Source organism: Bacteroides sp. An322 (assembly GCF_002161765.1).
GTDB classification, from domain to species: domain Bacteria; phylum Bacteroidota; class Bacteroidia; order Bacteroidales; family Bacteroidaceae; genus Phocaeicola; species Phocaeicola merdavium.
Window position 1 is genome coordinate 98,013 of the sequence record NZ_NFIN01000008.1, and the last position, 17,769, is coordinate 115,781.

The window sequence follows — 17,769 nt, forward strand, 5'->3', positions numbered from 1 at the left end:
TTAATCTCTTAGATAAATAATTTCCCAATTTGATATGTTAGGAACGATACGACCCATGCTAATGCCGTGGTGTAGCAGGCGGCAAAGGCTGCCCATTTCCAGCTTCCCGACTCGTTCTTGATAGCCGCTATCGTGGCGATGCACGGGAAATAGATGAGCACGAAAAGCATATAGCCGAAAGCTACTAAAGGCGTAATGGGGATGCGTTCGGAGAGATTGACATTCTCGATGTCTTCCTCATTGGTGTAAAGAACGCCTAAGGTGCTAACTACTAATTCTTTCGCTCCTACACCCGATAAAAGCCCGATGCCCATTTTCCAGTCGAATCCTAAGGGTTCGATGACCGGCTCAATGGCTTTGCCTATTTGCCCGATATAAGAGTTTTCTTGTTGTTCGGCGGTGGTTTCATAGGCGTTATGATTCGGATAATATCCTAAGAACCAGATGATGATAGATGCTATCATGATGATGCCTCCCATTTTCTTGAGGTATTGCGCCCCTTTCTCCCACGTATGGCGGGCAACCGATTTTGCCGTAGGCATGCGGTAGGGGGGGAGTTCCATAACGAATGGAGCGTCTTCGCCTTTTACCAAGAACTTGCTGAAAATGCGTGCCATGAGCACCGCTAGCAAGATGCCAATGGCATAAAGCGAAAGCAATACTAAGCTGGCACGGTTGGGGAAGAAGGCGCCAATCAATACTAAGTAGATAGGCAGACGGGCACTGCACGACATCAACGGATTGATGAGCATGGTGACCAGACGCGCCTTGCGGCTCTCGATGATACGCGAAGCCATAATGGCGGGCACGTTGCATCCGAAGCCCATGATAAGCGGGATGAACGATTTGCCGTGCAAGCCCATTTTGTGCATGATTTTATCCATGATGAACGCCGCACGTGCCATGTAGCCCGTATCTTCCATAAACGAGATGAAGATGTAGAGCAACAGGATGTTGGGCAGGAATACGATGACGCCTCCCACACCGCCGATGATACCGTCGATAACCAAATCCTTGAGCGGGCCAGCAGGCATGTAAGTTTCTGTTAATGAACCGATAGCTCCTACCAGCCACTCAATCCATTCCTGCGGGTAAGCCCCGAAGGTGAAGGTACATTCGAACATGATATACAGGAAGAGGAAGAAGATAGGGAATCCCCAAATCTTATGGGTCACAATGCTGTCTACCACGCGGGTAAAGGCTTCGGTATCCTGGCTCTTTTCCGTATATGTTTCTTTCAATGCGCCCGAAATGAAGCCGTATTTGGCATCGGTTATGGCTTGTTCGCTATCCTCGTTCATCACCTGGCGGATGCGTTCGGCTTCCTTGTCGCGTATCTTGATGACTTCCGCACCATTGGGCAAGGTGGAAATCACGTGTTGCTCGATGTCTTTATCGTTCTCTAAGAGCTTGATAGCAAGGAAACGGGTGGAGTATTTGTAGCGGATGTTTTCGTTTTTGCAGATTTCTTTCTTTACCGCATTGATGCTCCGTTCCAGTTCCGGACCGTGGTTGATATGGATGTGGCGGATATAGCTTTTGGCATCATCAGACTCGTGTACTTCTTCGTCTTTGCTTCCGAATTTATGGTCGGGCACATATTGGTCGTGCCATTTGCGGAACTCGCGCAAGGCTTCGTCTTGTATCTCTTCTTTCTGCCCCATAAAGTCGGCTCCTTCGTAAAGTCCGATAATGACATGGAACAAGGTATCTATGCCTCGTCCCGTTCGGCTCACGGTAGGCACCATGGGCACGCCCAATAATTGTCCTAAGGCTTTGTAGTTGAGTGTGTTTCCGCTATGTTCCAATGCATCGTACATATTGAGCGCCACCACCATGCGCACGTTCATATCAATAAGTTGGGTGGTGAGGTACAGGTTGCGCTCTAAGTTTCCCGCATCTACCACGTTGATAATGACATCGGGAGTCTGGTCGATGATGTGTTTCCTTACGTAAAGTTCTTCGGGGCTATATGCCGAGAGCGAATAGGTGCCCGGCAAATCCACTAACCGGAAGTGATAGCCTTGGAACTCGAAATGCCCTGCTTTGGCATCTACCGTCACGCCGCTATAATTTCCCACATGTTCATGCGCTCCCGAAGCGATGTTGAAGAGCGAAGTCTTCCCGCAATTCGGGTTTCCTACCAGTGCTACATTAATGGTGCGCCGCTTGCCTTGCGCTATTTCTCGCAATTTTTCGTCCGATACGGGAATGTCTTCGGCTATGGGGTTAAGCACTTCGGTTTCCTTTATTGAAGCACGTGCTTCTTCTTCGCCCACCACTTCAATCATTTCCGCCTCTTGGCGGCGCAGGGAGATTTCGTATCCCATTATCTTATACTTGATAGGGTCTTTTAGCGGAGCATTCAGAAGAACCTCTACCGTTTTCCCTTTGATGAAGCCCATTTCGATGATGCGCCGGCGGAATCCTCCGTGTCCCATCACCTTGATGATGACTCCTTTTTCACCTGTTTTCAGTTCTGATAATCTCATGGTTGTATTATTTTTGCGCAAAGATATAAGATAGATTTCTGCTATGCAAGTTATTTAGATTGTTTTTAAATAAAACACAAGTTGGTTGCATTTTTCTCTGCAATTGGTTACATTCTTTTCTGCATATAGATGTGTTGGGCTTTTCATACGGGTAGGATAGGCTTTTCATACGGGTGAGATGGGAAACTCACTTAGATGTATGTCGCTTATTATCCGGATAGCCGTTTGTTTCTTCGGTTATAATGTGTATCTTTGTGATATGTTTCAACAAAACGTAATCCGGTATATCCACGAAAAGGACTTGTTTGCCAAAAATGATAAAATCGTGGTGGCACTGAGCGGCGGAGCCGATTCGGTGGCTTTGTTGCGTGTATTGCTTGCCGGGGGATATGCGTGTGTGGCGGTCCATTGCAATTTCCATTTGCGTGGAAACGAGTCTGATAGGGATGAGGCTTTCGTGAGGGCGTTGTGCTCGAAACTGCATGTGCCTTTACGGGTGAAGGATTTTGATACGGAAAGTTATGCGGAAACGCATCGCATATCGATAGAAATGGCTGCCCGGGATTTGCGTTATGCATGGTTTGAAGAAATCCGTAGGCAAGAGCGGGCACAAGTTATCGGGGTAGCCCATCACCGGGATGATAGCGTAGAGACTTTTTTATTGAACTTGATTCGCGGTACAGGCATTCAGGGGCTAAAGGGGATTGCTCCGAAAAACGGAAGGATAGTCCGTCCGTTGTTAGATGAAAGCAGAACCGATATTTTGGCTTATCTGGCGTCGTTGAGGCAAGATTATGTGACGGATAGCACGAATCTGAAGGATGAATTTACCCGTAACAAGCTGCGTCTGAATCTGATACCGATGATGAAGGAAATCAATCCTTCGGTTTGCGGAACAATAGCCGAAACGGCGCGAAGGCTTTCCGAAGTGGATGCGGTTTACCGTAAGGCAATGCAGGAAGCCTGTTCCCGAGTAAAAGATAAAGAAGGGCGTATTCTTATCACCCGTCTGCGTGAGGAAACGGCTCCGCAAGCGGTGTTGTTCGAATTGCTTCACCCGTTGGGGTTCAATGCCTCACAATTGCGCGATATTTTCCGTAGCCTTGGCGCGGAATCGGGCAGGATGTTCTATTCTTCTGATTACGTGGTTCTTCGCGACCGCAATTGTTTGATTGTCAAGAAGCGTGAAGAAGAAATTCCGGCTTGGGTGTTGCATCGGGAGATAAAAGAAATAAAGGACGGTTTTCAAGTACCGTATGATGTGCATATCGCTTGTCTGGACGCTTCGAAAGTGACCGGACCTTTGACGCTACGAAAATGGCAAGCGGGAGATAAGTTTATCCCGTTCGGGATGCGCGGATTTAAGAAGGTGCGTGATTATTTGCGCGACCGGAAATTCTCCCGTTTCGATAAGGAAAACCAGTATGTAGTTTGTTCGGGAGAAGATATTATTTGGCTGGTAAACGAACGCATAGACAATCGGTTCCGTGTAACGGGGGATACCCGTAAGGCGATTTTGCTTTGGGTAGAAAAAGAGGATTTGCAGGATTGAAAAATATTCCGTATCTTTGAATGATTGGATTTAATTTATAAAAAGACAAATATGCATCCGAAATCGTATGATTATCTGATTGTAGGCGCAGGGCTGTTCGGCTCAGTGTTTGCTTATAAGGCGAAACGGCAGGGCAAGAAATGCCTTGTCATAGACAGACGCCCTCAGTTGGGAGGGAATCTTTATTGTGAAGACCGGGAAGGCATTCATGTGCATAAATACGGTGCACATATTTTCCATACGTCTAATAAAGAAGTATGGGATTTTGTGAACTCGATAGTCGAGTTTAACCGTTATACCAATTCGCCCGTAGCGAATTATAAAGGAAAGCTGTACAATTTGCCTTTCAATATGAATACGTTCTATCAGATGTGGGGCGTGACAACTCCAGCCGAGGCAAAAGCCAAGCTCGATGAGCAAAGAGCCGAGGCGGTATCACGCATGAAGGAGCAAGGGGCTTCCGAACCGCGTAATTTGGAAGAACAGGCTCAGGTGCTGATTGGGAAAGACATTTATGAGGCTTTGATAAAAGGATATACCGAGAAGCAATGGGGCAGGAAATGTACAGAGCTTCCGGCGTTTATCATTAAGCGTCTTCCGGTACGGATGGTGTTCGATAATAATTATTTCAACGATAAATACCAAGGTATCCCTATCGGCGGATATAATGTGCTGATAGAGCGTTTGCTGGAAGGGGTGGATACCCGATTGGCATGCGACTTCTTTGCACATCGGGAAGAATTGGAAGCCTTGGCGGATAAAATCGTCTTTACTGGGGCAATTGATGAGTTCTATGGTTATCAATACGGCAAATTGGAATACCGCACCGTGCGCTTTGAAACCGAAACGTTGGATATGCCCAATTACCAAGGGAATGCCGTAGTGAACTATACCGAGCGTGAAGTGCCTTATACGCGAATCATCGAGCACAAGCATTTCGAAATGTTCGGAGCCGAAGTAGAGCAATGCCCGAAGACGGTCATTTCGAAAGAATATAGTTCGGAATGGTCAGAGGGAAGCGAGCCTTATTATCCGGTAAACGATGAAAAGAATAATACGCTTTATTTAAAGTATAAGGCGTTAGCCGATAAGGAAACAAATGTCATCTTTGGAGGAAGACTGGCTGAATACAAATACTACGACATGCATCACATTGTGGAAAAAGCCTTGAATTGTTTTAAGTGACATGAAGGTTAAAGATGTTTTTGAAGAATCATATTGGTACAGATGCCTTTACACTTTTCTCAACCGGTTAAGCGGTTACGGCATCTGTACTGAATATGGAAACTAATACCTATTCTTTTAATTTGGAGCTTTCTGCAACTTTTGTAATCTCATCTGCTCTTTTGTTGGCGCAGGTCGCTATCATAATAGCAGATATGGCTGTAAAAATGTATTTTTTCATTGTGGTGTTTATATTACTTTTTTGTTTGACTGAATCCTGTTTTCTCAGAAGACCATGCTTCCCATTTGCAGTCTTCCATTTTCATTTCTGTAAATTTGGCTGTAAATGAATGATTTACGGGGCTGGCAGCATAGATGCCAAACGATATTTCACCATCACCATGAAATAAATGGAAAGAACGCATTTGTTTGAAGTGAATGCCATCGAGACTTGTTTCTATATAATAATCACTTTCGCGACGGCTTAACCGATACCACATTTCACGTATGGATGAGGGGATGTCGTGGGTAGCCCAGTCTGAATAGCCATTGTTCGTGACCACACTGCCAAGCCGTTGATATTCCTCATTTTCATACTCAATGGATGCTTTCATCCAATTATCGCTGTCCAAATATATGGCAATTCCACATTGGTCGAATAGTGCGGAACTGTTGAATGAAGTTTTGACTGTGAACGAAAAATATTTTCGTGCGGTTTTCATTTGCAACACGGGTGCATTATCATTGCTGAATCCGTAATAGGTACGTTGCCAAAGGTCTGTATTCGGTTCTGTTTCAATAGTAATAACCGAATCGGTGATTGAATAGCGTTTAGGCTCACGCACCCAATAAAGGTTTTCTTTTGTAAACTTTTTCATAATCGTGTCATTTGATTCCGTTGTCATTTCTTGTTTCATTTCCTTTTTGTCTTGTTGTTGATTGCCACCGCATGATACGAATGTCCCCGCCAGCATCAACGCGGATAAAACTAATACTTCTTTTTGCATAATTATAAATGTTATGGTTATTTGATTAATCAATCAATCCCAATCTTTTTGCTTGATGACATGCTTCGGTGGTGTTATTCACTCGTAGTTTGGCAATGATATTCTGCCTGTGGCGATCTACGGTATGCTTGCTTATTTCCAATCTGTCTGCAATCATTTTACTGGATTTCCCGTTTTGTATCATCTGCAAAATGAATTTCTCACGTTCAGAGAGAATATGGTTCTCATCAATCACAAGAAGTTTTCTCTCTCCCGTCATTGTATTTATCAGATAAGCTCCTCCGCTATCTTCGGGCGTCAGATTGTAGAGGCAAAGAGCATAACTTATTCCTTGTTGGCCGCTCCCTGAGAAATAAAAGATACGATGTCTCCAATAGTGATATTCCCCGTTTTTCCCACACATTCTCATTGTGTTCTCAAGATACCATGAAAACATTTCTTTCACATGAGATGAAGACACCATACGGAAAAAAGTCAGTTCTTGCAGGCAACGCTTTTTCCAATCATCTGGATGAATCCGATTGAAAATATCTTCTTCCCATACAGAATCAACCGTCTGAGTCGTATTTGATTTGCCTAATCCCAATATCTCACAAGACTTTCCGAAGAAAATATGGCTTTTATCGGTACGTAGATTGCTTAATACGGCAATGGAATTCTCACAAATAGAATATGACTGTGCGACAAGACACAGACGTTCTTCTTCGTCTTGTGCATATACTCCATCCATTTGTTGATGGAATTTTTTACTCAATCTATCATCTATTTCTACCATATATGACTCTGTTTATATGGTTGCAAAAATAAGCAATGCCCTTTCGAACAGCAATTAAATGATTGTGTTTTTGATAATGTATGGTTATAAATCAGTATGAAAAACTTCTATTGTCCCTGTATTGCTACATTATCGAGCTTGTTGAATAAAAAAAAAAGATACTCCACCCATTCTCTAATGGTTGGAGTATCACAACACAAAAACTAAACTAGACTTAACTAAACTATTCTATAAGAAGTTTCACAACTTCTGTTGTTATTATGTACAAGGCAAATATAAACCTTATATTTAGAAATGACAAACGTATTACAGAAAAAACCTCTTTTTTGTCCGCTAAAAATAGTTAAATGAAGGAATAAGTTTAAACAATATGTTCGTTAACATAGTTTTGGAGCTCTTGCTTGTAACTATCAGAGACCGGTATGTAATCTTTCCCGAATACAATACGCCCCTTGTCGATTATTTTTATTTTCTGTTTTTGCACGATAAACGAACGGTGTACACGGATAAAGCGGTTGGCTGGAAGCTTTTCTTCCATTGCCCGCATACTGATTAAAGACAAGATGGGTTTTTCCATTCCTTCCAAATGAATTTTAATATAATCTTTCAAACCTTCGATGTATAAGATCTTGTCAAGTTCTATTTGTATCAGTTTGTAATCGCTTTTTACATAGATGTATTTTTCTGCGTTTCCTTCTGATTGCCGGAAGATATGGCTTTCTGCCTTTTGCTGAAGTTCAAACCAATGTACGGCTTTATTAACGGCTTCCATAAAATCGGCATAACTAATCGGTTTCAACAGGTAATCGAGGGCATTGACCCGATATCCGTCTATGGCATATTGGTTGAAAGCTGTGGTAAAGACAATACGGGTGTTCTCGGACACCATGCGCGAGAATTCCAGCCCGTTTAGTTCGGGCATCTGGATATCCAGAAACAAGAGGTCGGCTGGATGTTCGGGCAATGACTTCATGGCTTGTACGGCACTTGAGTAGGTTCCGCAAAGCGTTAGTACTGGAGTCTTTTTTACATAGCTTTCCAATAACCCTAATGCAAGGGGTTCGTCATCGATGATAGCGCAACGTAGGTTCATGCTTGTTTATTTAGAGGTGAATGATGTAACTTGATTTTCAGGGAAGAGATGTATTCGCTTCCGTCTGCCGAAAGGCTTCGTTCCCATTGGTAATTTCCCGGGTAAATTAGTTCCAGGCGTTTGCTTACTTGTTCCAGCCCGATTCCCGAACCGCTTTTGTCGGTACGGGTTTTGGGGTAATTGCTGTTCCGTATGGTGCAATGTATTTGGTCTTCCGTTTCGCCTATGGCAATGCGGATGAAACTGGGTTCGGTAGGGGATATGCCATGCTTAAATGCGTTTTCTATCAGTGAGATAAAAAGAAGCGGTGCAATAGGGGTCTGGCTATCCGGCTTGATGTCGAACGAGGTCTCTATCGTGACTTGCGGAGAGACCCGGATGCGCATCAGTTCGATATAGTTTTTGATGAAATCGATTTCTTTTGCCAGCGGAACAAACATTTGCTGGTTATCGTAGAGGACATACCGCAATAATTTGCTCAGTTCTTGTACGGCTTGTTGCGCCTTGTCGGTATCGAATGCAATCAAGGCGTAGATGTTATTTAATGTATTGAGAAGGAAATGCGGATTCAATTGGTTGCGGAGGTTTTTCAGTTCTGCTTCGGTCAGGCTTTTCAGTGCTTCGCGCTGGGCTGCCTTATCTTGATTCCAGCGTAGGCTCATGCGGATAGCTACGCTAAGCCCTGCAGAGAATATCAGTCCCGACATATCGCGCAAATAGAAAATGAATTGCGGAGGCAGGGGACGGTTGAAATCAGCGGGGGGAGGGTTAAACAGATTATTCAGATAACGTAAGCTGAAGGTCATGCAGATGATTATGAGGAAGTTGATAAGCAGAAAGCGCTTGGTATGTTCGTGGAAAAGGATATGAGGGATAAGCACGAAATAGTTCAGGTAGAAGATGATGAAGGTAGATGCCGGGAAAAGGCTATGATGGAAAAAGGCATCCCAGTCAATCGTGCCGTTGGTGCGTTGCACGAAAAAAAGGGGGAACGCAAAGAACAGTCCCCAGCAGATGATATGTATCAGGGCTTCCAAAGAATGGCGGTGAATGTCTGTCGTTTGTTTCATGGCGTATAAAGTAAATGATGTACAAAGATACAGGTAATTTTTAAAAAATCCGGCTACAGGGAGCAAGCTCCTGTATGTAGCCGGATTAAAGAAACCAAAGTTATGAAGAACAAAGTTATTTTAGCGGAACTTTCACAAGCTCCGGAACTAAAATCAAACGTAATGCCGTTATTCGTAGCGCAGGGCTTCAATCGGGTCAAGGTCGGCGGCTTTCTTTGCCGGATACCATCCGAAGAAGACTCCTGTCAACGTACATACGGCGAAGGAGAGCAATACACTCCACGGCTGGATGAAGACAGGCCAGTGTGCCACGGTTTTGATGACAAAACTGGCTCCGCATCCCAATATGACGCCTATCAGTCCTCCCGTGATGCTGATTAAAATGGACTCAATCAGGAATTGCGAGAGAATATCGATGCCTCGTGCTCCTACCGACATGCGTAGACCGATTTCGCGGGTACGTTCGGTGACCGAAACATACATGATGTTCATGATTCCAATGCCTCCTACAACGAGTGAAATGCCTGCAATACAAGCTAATAGGGTCGTCATCAAGTCGGTTGTCGTGTTGAGCATCGAGCTTAATTCCTGTTGGGTACGGATAGTAAAATCATTCTCATCGGTCGTTTTCAGCTTGTGCTCGCGGCGCAAGACAGAAGTGATTTCGTCTACAGCTTCATCGGTCATGTCTTCGGTCAATGCCGATGCAAATATACCACTTAAATAGGTTTGCGCCAACAAACGTTTCATAACAGTTGTATAAGGAGCTAAAACAATATCGTCTTGGTCTTGTCCCATGGAGTTATATCCTTTCGATTTCAAGACGCCGATAACCCGGAGCGGGATTTTGTTGCATCGGATGACTTTACCGATAGGGTCGCTTCCGTCAGGGAAAAGGTTGTCGGCAATGGTTTTCCCGATGATGCATACTTTGGCAGCCGTGCGGATATCGTTTTCGCTGAATTTTTCTCCTTGTTCTACCGTGAGTTGGCGGATTTCCAGATAGTCGTTGCTGCATCCGGTCACGGAAGAAGGGTAGTTGTTCGAGCCTGCGATGAGTTGCCCCGAAGAAGATACATTGGGGCTGACGGCGGCAAGATAGACGCATTCATCACGTAGCTTTTCGTAGTTTTCCAGTTTCAATGTCTGCATGGCTGAAGGGTCTTGGCGCACACCGCCCCGCATTTCGGCACCCGGATGAATCATAATCATGTTCGACCCCATTTCCGAAATCTGTTGCTGGATGCTCCGTTTGGAGCCTTGCCCGATGGCGAGCATGGCAATAACCGAAGCTACGCCGATGATGATTCCCAGCATGGTGAGAAAGGCGCGGAGCTTGTTGTTCGCCAAAGCCCGAAGGGCTATCTTAAATAGGTTTGTTCCGTTCATGTTATCTTTTGTTTTTTTATCGTTGGCGCAGAAAGAAGCGGATGCTTTTTCCCGCGGTTTTATGTCTTTTTGAACGAAGCCTGCTTCCTTGGCTGATGAAGCCTGCTTCGTTGGCGGATGGACTTAGCTTCATTGGCGGATGAAGCCGTATGCATTTATGTCAGCACCTGACTGCCTTTTTGGCAGTATATAGATGTTTGGAGCCGGTTGGTCATGCATCATCCTCGTCGTTCTTGGGTAAAGCGGCAAGCGTCTCAGCGGCTGACAAGATGTTCGGATTCACTTTGTCTTCTATCACATGCCCGTCGCGAAGGCGGATATTCCGGCTGCTGTATTGGGCAAGGTCGGGATTGTGGGTGACGAAAATGATGGTCCGCCCTTCGGCATGCAGCTTTTGGAGCAATACCAAAATCTCAAAAGAAGTCCGTGTATCCAGGTTTCCGGTCGCTTCATCCGCTAAGATAACGGCTGGATTGTTTACCAAGGCGCGGGCGATAGCCACACGTTGCATTTGTCCTCCCGACATTTGGTTGGACTTATGCTCTAACCGGTCGCCTAATCCTACCGCGATAAGTGCCTGAATGGCTCTTGCACGCCGTTCGGCAGCACTGACTGTAGGGTTGTACATAAGCGGAAGTTCCACGTTGGCAACGGCGGTTGTCTTGGGCAGAAGGTTGTAATTCTGGAACACGAAACCAATCTTGCGGTTGCGCAGGACGGCGCGTTGCGATTTGCTCATGGTGCGTACCGATACACCGTCCAGATAATATTCTCCGCTGGTTGGAGTATCAAGGCATCCTAACGTATTGAGGAGCGTTGATTTCCCGGAACCGGAAGTTCCCATGATAGTGACGAATTCCCCTTCGTTGATAGTGAATGAGATGCCCCGCAATGCATGGACCACCTCATCGCCCACGATGAAGTTCCGCTTGATGTTCTGTAATTCGATAACCGTTTTACTCATATCCGTACAATCTCTTTTACCTTCTTATTTCTTTTCTTTATTTTTGTCACGTCCCGGAGGGCCTGGCATGAAAGGGCTTCGTTCGCCTTGTGGTTCGGCTTCAGACATTTCGGGGAAAGGGCTTGCCACTACGGCTTCGGTCACTACAGCAGTCCCTTCGCTGAGGCCTTCTATGATTTCGGTCTTGGCTCCGTCGCTAAGTCCGGTCTTTACCGGATGGGCTGTAAACACATTGTTCTCCAGTGTCCATACTTTCGGTGTTCCGGCACAGTCTTTTATTTCACGTCCGCCTGCGATTTCTTTATTAGGCGTAAAGCGCAGGGCTTTTGCCGGAACGGTCAGCACGTTGTCGCGTATCTGTGTGTAGATAGTGACATTGGCGGTCAGGCGCGGTTTCAGTTTCAGGTCGGGATTGTTGGCACTGATTACCACTTCATAGGTCACTACGGTGCTTTCGCTGCTTGATGCAGAACTGCTTGAACTGCTGTTGACACTTCCCAAGCGCACTTGTTTCACTTCTCCTTCGAAAGTGTCGTCGGGATAAGCATCTACGGTAAATGTAACTTTAGCCCCGTCAACTACTCCGGCTATATCGGCTTCGTCTACATCGGCTACTACCTGCATTTGGGTCAGGTCGGCGGCGATAGTGAAGAGGGTCGGGGTTTCGAATCCGGATGCTACGGTCTGGCCTTCTTCCACGTCTTTGCTGGTCACGATTCCGTCAATCGGTGAGGTAATAGTGGCATACGACAGATTCCGTTCGGCTTTCGAGAGTTCTGCTTGTGCCTGTTCGTATGTGCTTTGGGCACGTTGGTAATCGTAAGTCGATTGTTCGTAATCAGTATCGCTTATCAGTTGCTTTTCGTGCAATTTCCGGTTCCGTTCATAGAGCTTTTTCTGGTATTCGTATTCTGCTTTTGCTCCGTTGTAAGTGGCTTGTGCCGATTGAAGGTCGCTCAGCAAAGTCACTCTATCCATTTCGGCGATTATTTCGCCTTGTTTGACGATGGAGTTATAATCTACGTAGATTTTGTCGATAATACCCGATACCTGTGTACCGACTTCGACTTCGGTTACGGGTTCAATGGTTCCTGTGGCAGTAATGGAGTTGCTCACACTGCCTATTTGTGCCTTCTCTGTAGCGAAGTCTACTTTGCTTTTTGCTTTGGCTCCGCCGAATATCCAACATCCTGCGATAATCAGTACAACGATGACTGCAATGATAATCAGTGTCTTCTTGTTTTTCATCTTGTTGCTTGTTATTATAATTCAATATTGTTTCCTGCGTAAAAATTCAATAAGGTGCGGTTTAAAATAGCCATGTACTTGGCTTGTACCAATTCTTGTTTGGCACTCAGCAGGTTATTTTTCTCGGTAAGTAGTTCAACCGTATTTTTCATGCCTAAGTTGAATTGTTCGCTTACCATGTCGAAACTGGTTTGGCTGCTTTTGACTTTGGTCTCGGCTGCTGCATATTGCTGCTGGGCGTTCAGTGCATCCAACCATAAGCTTTCAATGGTGCTATACAGTTCTTTCTGCTTGTTTACCAATTCTAATTGGCTGGTATTGTACTGAAGTTTTGCTTTTTGTACGTTGCTTTTGTTCTGCCTGTTGTCGAATATCGGAATGCTTAAGTTGATGCCGATCATGTTGTTCCAGCCGTATTTCATCTGTTGTGCCCAATTATTTGTGCTGGCACTGTTGGTCGTACTCGAACTGGAAGCGGAAAGGCTAATCGTAGGATAATATCCTGATTTTGCGGCTGATATGCCTAACTTAGCGTTTTCGATGCTCAATCTTCCGCTTTGGATTTCGGGACGTATGGCAAGTGCCGTTTGGTAAATGTCGGTTTGGCTGGGCAATAATTTCATAACGTCTTCATTGTCCAACTGAGGCAAGATTAAATCCATTTCTTCTGTCCCGTCTAATTCAAGAAGTTGCTTTAATTGTAATTTGTAATTCCGTAAGGAACTTTCGGCGGAAACGACTTGGTATTTATCGTTGCTGACTTGCGCTTCTAGTTGGGCAAGATCGGCTTTCGAGATGCTTCCTTCATTAAACAGTTCTTTCCCTCTTTGGTAAGTAGCTTCACTCACTTCCAACGTGCCTTTGTTGATGCGGATGGATTCATCGGCATATAGGATTTGGATAAAGAGTTGGGCTATCTGTTCTTGAAGCATGTTCTCGGTTTCAGAAACACTCAATTGGGCGATGTCTCTGTTGGTCTTTTGTTGTTTCAGGTTGTTTAACCGTTTCCCTCCGTTCCACAAAGTCCATTGAGCATTTAAGCCGTAATTCCCATTATACGTGGTCTTGTCATTACTGCTGATGATTTCTGTACCGCTGACCGTTGCGCTTTGTTCTTGGTAGGGACGGTTGACCATATTATGCCCTGTGCTGAACGATAAGGTAGGGAAAAGGCTGGCACGTGCATCCTTAATGTCTATTTCACTTTCCTGAAGTGAAATCTTGTCTTGTTGTAACTGAATGTTTTTTTCTAATGCATAGTTGATACAGTCTTCCAACGTCCAGCTTTTCTTTCCTTCATTGTCTTGTGCATAGAAAGGAATACTTGCCGTTAAAAGTGTAAACATGCAGATGACCCGTAATTTCATATATTATTCGTTTAGTTTTAACAATACAAAAGTATGACTCTTTCAGGAAAGTATCAAATGATTTAGATTAATGGATAAATTCTACAGATAAAGACTTGCTTTTTACCGATAAAAGGTTTTTCTTTGTAATCATTATAAAACTAAATTATGATTAAAACACAAATCCTTCGTATATGGAAGTTTTATTGGGACGGTTTTCGTTCGATGACTATCGGACGGACGCTGTGGGCTCTTATCCTGATAAAGCTGTTCATTATGTTTGCCATATTGAAATTGTTTTTCTTTCCTGATTTCTTGAGTGGGAAGACTTCGGAAGAGAAACAGGAGTACGTAGGGCATGAATTAATTAACCGTTCTGCTAAATCAATTAACTAAATAATTAAAGAAACGTATGTTAGAAAGTATTGACACTTCGATGATTGATTGGTCAAGAGCCCAATTTGCCTTGACCGCAATGTACCATTGGCTGTTTGTACCGCTCACGTTGGGGCTTGCCGTAATTATGGGACTAATGGAGACTTTGTATGTCATTTCTGGGAATGAGTATTGGAAACGGACTGCTAAGTTCTGGATGAAACTGTTTGGAATCAATTTTGCCGTAGGGGTCGCTACTGGCTTGATTCTTGAATTTCAGTTTGGTACTAACTGGAGTAACTATTCTTGGTTTGTAGGAGATATTTTCGGCGCTCCTTTGGCAATCGAAGGGATTGTTGCCTTTTTCATGGAAGCTACATTTGTGGCGGTGATGTTTTTCGGTTGGAATAAGGTGAGCAAGAAATTCCATTTGGCATCAACATGGCTGACAGGGCTGGGCGCTACATTTTCGGCATGGTGGATTTTAGTAGCTAACTCATGGATGCAATATCCGGTAGGTATGGCTTTTAATCCAGATACCGTGCGTAATGAGATGGTTGATTTTTGGGCTGTGGCTTTTTCGCCAGTAGCTGTGACAAAATTCTTTCATACCGTATTGAGCAGTTGGATGCTGGGCGCGGTTTTTGTAATTGGTGTAAGTGCTTGGTTCTTATTGCGTAAACGGGAAAAAGAATTTGCGGTTGGGAGCATGAAAATTGCAGCAATGGTCGGTTTGTTCGCTTCGTTGGTGACTGCTTTTACCGGTGATAAATCGGCTTATCAAGTGGCTCAATGCCAACCAATGAAACTGGCGGCAATGGAGGCTTTGTATGATGGAGGTACGAATGAAGCTTTGACTGTAGTCGGTGACATAAAAATTCCGAAGATGCTTTCTTATTTGGCGACTCATGATTTTGAAGGATATGTGCCGGGTATCAATAATATTTTATTGGGCGGATATATATTGCCGGACGGTACGGAGGCTCTTCCTGCATTGGAGAAAATGAAGAACGGCAAAAAGGCTATAGCTGCTTTGGCTGATTACCGTGAAGCTAAACAGGCTGGTAATCAAGCGGAAATGAATGCTGCCCGTGAGACAATTGAGGAAAATATGCCTTATTTCGGATATGGATATATTGATGATCCTAATTCGTTGGTGCCTAATGTATGGCTATCGTTTTGGGCTTTCCGTGTAATGGTGGGACTGGGAATGTATTTCATTGTTTTCTTTGCCTTGATTTTGTTTTTGGCGCGGAAACGTAAATTGTCTGAGTTCAATTGGTTACATTATATTGCGTTGATAAGCATACCTTTGGCTTATCTTGCCAGTCAGGCGGGGTGGATTGTGGCAGAAGTCGGACGCCAGCCTTGGACAATCCAAGATTTGCTTCCGGTCAATGCGGCGATTTCGAGATTAGAGACGGGCTCTGTAGTGACTACCTTCTTTATTTTCCTGATTCTTTTTACGGTATTGCTGATAGCCGAAATTGGCATTATGCTGAAAGCAATTCAGAAAGGTCCTGAAGAAAAGGCTTGAATCTATAGTTAACGGATTAATTTATTATAAATACAATTCATTATGGATACTACATATTTGTTTTTACAAAACTATTGGTGGTTTTTGGTATCCCTATTGGGGGCTTTATTGGTGTTTTTGCTCTTTGTTCAGGGAGGGAATTCTTTGCTGTTCCGTTTAGGACGGACTGATAAAGAGCGCATGTTATTAGTTAATTCTACCGGACGTAAGTGGGAGTTTACGTTTACCACATTGGTTACTTTCGGAGGGGCTTTTTTCGCTTCTTTCCCGTTGTTTTATAGTACAAGTTTTGGCGGTGCTTATTGGCTATGGATGATTATCTTGTTCAGTTTTGTGGTGCAGGCTGTGTCTTATGAGTTCCAGTCTAAGTTAGGAAATCTGCTAGGTAAGCGGGTTTATCAGTATTTCTTGGTTATCAATGGTATTGTAGGACCTGTATTGTTAGGAGCGGCTGTAGCTACTTTTTTCAATGGTTCGAACTTTATTGTCAATAAGGAGAGTATGACTGATAATATGATGCCGGTCATCAGCCGTTGGGCAAACGGGTGGCATGGGTTGGATGCTTTTGCTGATCCTTGGAATATCATTTTGGGATTTGCTGTCTTTTTCTTGGCTCGATTGTTAGGAAATTTGTATTTTATCAATAACATCCGGGATGAAGAATTAATACCGCGTTGTCGTCGTCAATTGGTTACTGATGCGGTTCCTTTCTTATTGTTTTTTCTAGCATTTGTCATTCGTACATTGTTTAAGGACGGTTTTGCAGTCAATCCGGAAACACAAGTTATTGTTATGGAACCATTTAAATATTGGCATAATTTTTTGGAAATGCCGTTGCTGCTTGTCTTGTTTTTAGTGGGCGTGGTTGGCGTTTTGTTCGGATTGCTCAAAAGTATTTTGTCTCCGGTTTATACAAAAGGTATTTGGTTTGCTGGTGTCGGAACGGTATTGACTGTATTGGCTTTGCTTTTATGCGTAGGATATAATAATACAGCTTATTATCCTTCTACAGCTGATTTACAGAGTTCTTTGACGTTGGCAAATAGTTGTTCTAGCCAGTTTACATTGAAAACAATGGCGTATGTGTCGATTTTGGTTCCTTTCGTATTGGCTTATATCGTTTATGCGTGGAGAGCTATTGACCGTAAACCAATATCGTTGAAAGAATTGGAAGAAGACGGACATGCTTATTAATCTTTATATTAATTAAACTCCATTGTTATAGGCTTTATTGAAGTTTATTTCAATGGAGTTTGTTTTTGTATTCTCTTTTTTTCTTCTTTCTTCCCGCGTATATAATATAACAATGTGTACGGTTCAGTGCATCTAAGTCCTTTCATAAAAAACCATTCATCCGTAAATGGCTGTATTACAATGCGTTTAAAAATAAATTCAAAAAAACATCAAAAAAAGTGCGTGATAAGTTTGCGTGTACGGAAAAAAGCCGTACTTTTGCACCCGCTTTCGGAAAGGAAGCCCGGCGGCGAGCCGGGCGCTGGATGAAAAACCTTGCTGAAAATTTGGAGAAGAGAAAAATCCTCCTTATCTTTGCAGGCGGTTTCCCTTTCTTCGGGGGCATGCGGTATTTGAAATGTTTTGGATAGACAAGAGAAGCAGTGTATAACGGGAAAACGGCTTGTCTTAGTAATAAGACGAGCGTCCTCAGTCAGAAAAGAATTGAAAAGAAGATATTATACAATGAAGAGTTTGATCCTGGCTCAGGATGAACGCTAGCTACAGGCCTAACACATGCAAGT

Annotated in this window: 14 protein-coding genes; 5 read left to right on the forward strand and 9 right to left on the reverse strand. The window is 43.9% G+C overall.

What is annotated here, in order from left to right; all coding sequences use genetic code 11:
* Positions 1 to 8: 8 nt before the first annotated feature.
* Positions 9 to 2,492 carry a ferrous iron transport protein B gene (gene feoB, locus B5F91_RS06465; protein WP_087428271.1) on the reverse strand — a complete coding sequence of 828 codons (2,484 nt, stop codon included), beginning with the start codon at positions 2,490 to 2,492 and terminating at the stop codon, positions 9 to 11.
* Positions 2,493 to 2,751: 259 nt separating this feature from the next.
* Between feoB and tilS the strand changes: the two genes are divergently transcribed.
* Both tilS and glf read left to right on the forward strand, forming a co-directional pair.
* Positions 2,752 to 4,044 carry a tRNA lysidine(34) synthetase TilS gene (gene tilS / locus B5F91_RS06470; RefSeq protein WP_087428287.1) on the forward strand — a complete coding sequence of 431 codons (1,293 nt, stop codon included), beginning with the start codon at positions 2,752 to 2,754 and terminating at the stop codon, positions 4,042 to 4,044.
* 51 nt (positions 4,045 to 4,095) lie between these two features.
* The gene (gene glf, locus B5F91_RS06475; RefSeq protein WP_087428288.1) at positions 4,096 to 5,229 is read left to right on the forward strand and encodes a UDP-galactopyranose mutase; all 1,134 of its coding nucleotides are present in this window, start codon (positions 4,096 to 4,098) and stop codon (positions 5,227 to 5,229) included.
* 233 nt (positions 5,230 to 5,462) lie between these two features.
* On the opposite strand, the gene B5F91_RS06480 is transcribed toward glf, so the two are convergent.
* The 8 genes from B5F91_RS06480 to B5F91_RS06515 form a co-directional block, all read right to left on the reverse strand.
* The gene (locus B5F91_RS06480; protein WP_239416288.1) at positions 5,463 to 6,215 is read right to left on the reverse strand and encodes a DUF1349 domain-containing protein; all 753 of its coding nucleotides are present in this window, start codon (positions 6,213 to 6,215) and stop codon (positions 5,463 to 5,465) included.
* A gap of 25 nt (positions 6,216 to 6,240) precedes the next feature.
* Positions 6,241 to 6,990 carry a LuxR C-terminal-related transcriptional regulator gene (locus B5F91_RS06485; RefSeq protein WP_087428272.1) on the reverse strand — a complete coding sequence of 250 codons (750 nt, stop codon included), beginning with the start codon at positions 6,988 to 6,990 and terminating at the stop codon, positions 6,241 to 6,243.
* Between the two features lie 361 nt (positions 6,991 to 7,351).
* Positions 7,352 to 8,083 carry a LytTR family DNA-binding domain-containing protein gene (locus tag B5F91_RS06490; protein ID WP_087428273.1) on the reverse strand — a complete coding sequence of 244 codons (732 nt, stop codon included), beginning with the start codon at positions 8,081 to 8,083 and terminating at the stop codon, positions 7,352 to 7,354.
* Positions 8,080 to 9,153, reverse strand: coding sequence for a sensor histidine kinase (locus B5F91_RS06495; protein ID WP_087428274.1), 1,074 nt, complete (start codon positions 9,151 to 9,153; stop codon positions 8,080 to 8,082). The genes B5F91_RS06490 and B5F91_RS06495 overlap by 4 nt, the downstream gene beginning before the upstream one ends.
* A 168-nt stretch (positions 9,154 to 9,321) precedes the next feature.
* Entirely contained in the window at positions 9,322 to 10,542 is a 1,221-nt protein-coding gene (locus B5F91_RS06500) for an ABC transporter permease (protein ID WP_087428275.1), read from the reverse strand.
* 211 nt (positions 10,543 to 10,753) lie between these two features.
* Positions 10,754 to 11,506, reverse strand: coding sequence for an ABC transporter ATP-binding protein (locus B5F91_RS06505; RefSeq protein WP_087428276.1), 753 nt, complete (start codon positions 11,504 to 11,506; stop codon positions 10,754 to 10,756).
* Positions 11,507 to 11,530: 24 nt separating this feature from the next.
* Positions 11,531 to 12,754, reverse strand: a complete 1,224-nt coding sequence (locus tag B5F91_RS06510; RefSeq protein WP_087428277.1) for an efflux RND transporter periplasmic adaptor subunit — start codon at positions 12,752 to 12,754, stop codon at positions 11,531 to 11,533.
* A gap of 14 nt (positions 12,755 to 12,768) precedes the next feature.
* Positions 12,769 to 14,121 (reverse strand): TolC family protein, encoded by a 1,353-nt coding sequence (locus B5F91_RS06515; RefSeq protein ID WP_087428278.1) that lies wholly within the window; start codon positions 14,119 to 14,121, stop codon positions 12,769 to 12,771.
* Between the two features lie 147 nt (positions 14,122 to 14,268).
* Here B5F91_RS06515 and B5F91_RS06520 point away from each other — a divergent pair, with 147 nt between their 5' ends.
* From B5F91_RS06520 to B5F91_RS06530, 3 genes are read left to right on the forward strand one after another with little or no spacing between them, the layout of a single operon-like run.
* Positions 14,269 to 14,496, forward strand: a complete 228-nt coding sequence (locus B5F91_RS06520; protein WP_087428279.1) for a DUF4492 domain-containing protein — start codon at positions 14,269 to 14,271, stop codon at positions 14,494 to 14,496.
* Positions 14,497 to 14,512: 16 nt separating this feature from the next.
* Positions 14,513 to 16,012: a cytochrome ubiquinol oxidase subunit I gene (locus tag B5F91_RS06525; protein WP_087428280.1), complete on the forward strand. Its 1,500-nt coding sequence runs from the start codon at positions 14,513 to 14,515 to the stop codon at positions 16,010 to 16,012.
* 42 nt (positions 16,013 to 16,054) lie between these two features.
* On the forward strand, positions 16,055 to 17,206 hold the full coding sequence (locus B5F91_RS06530) for a cytochrome d ubiquinol oxidase subunit II (RefSeq protein ID WP_087428281.1): 1,152 nt from the start codon (positions 16,055 to 16,057) through the stop codon (positions 17,204 to 17,206).
* Positions 17,207 to 17,769: the final 563 nt, after the last annotated feature.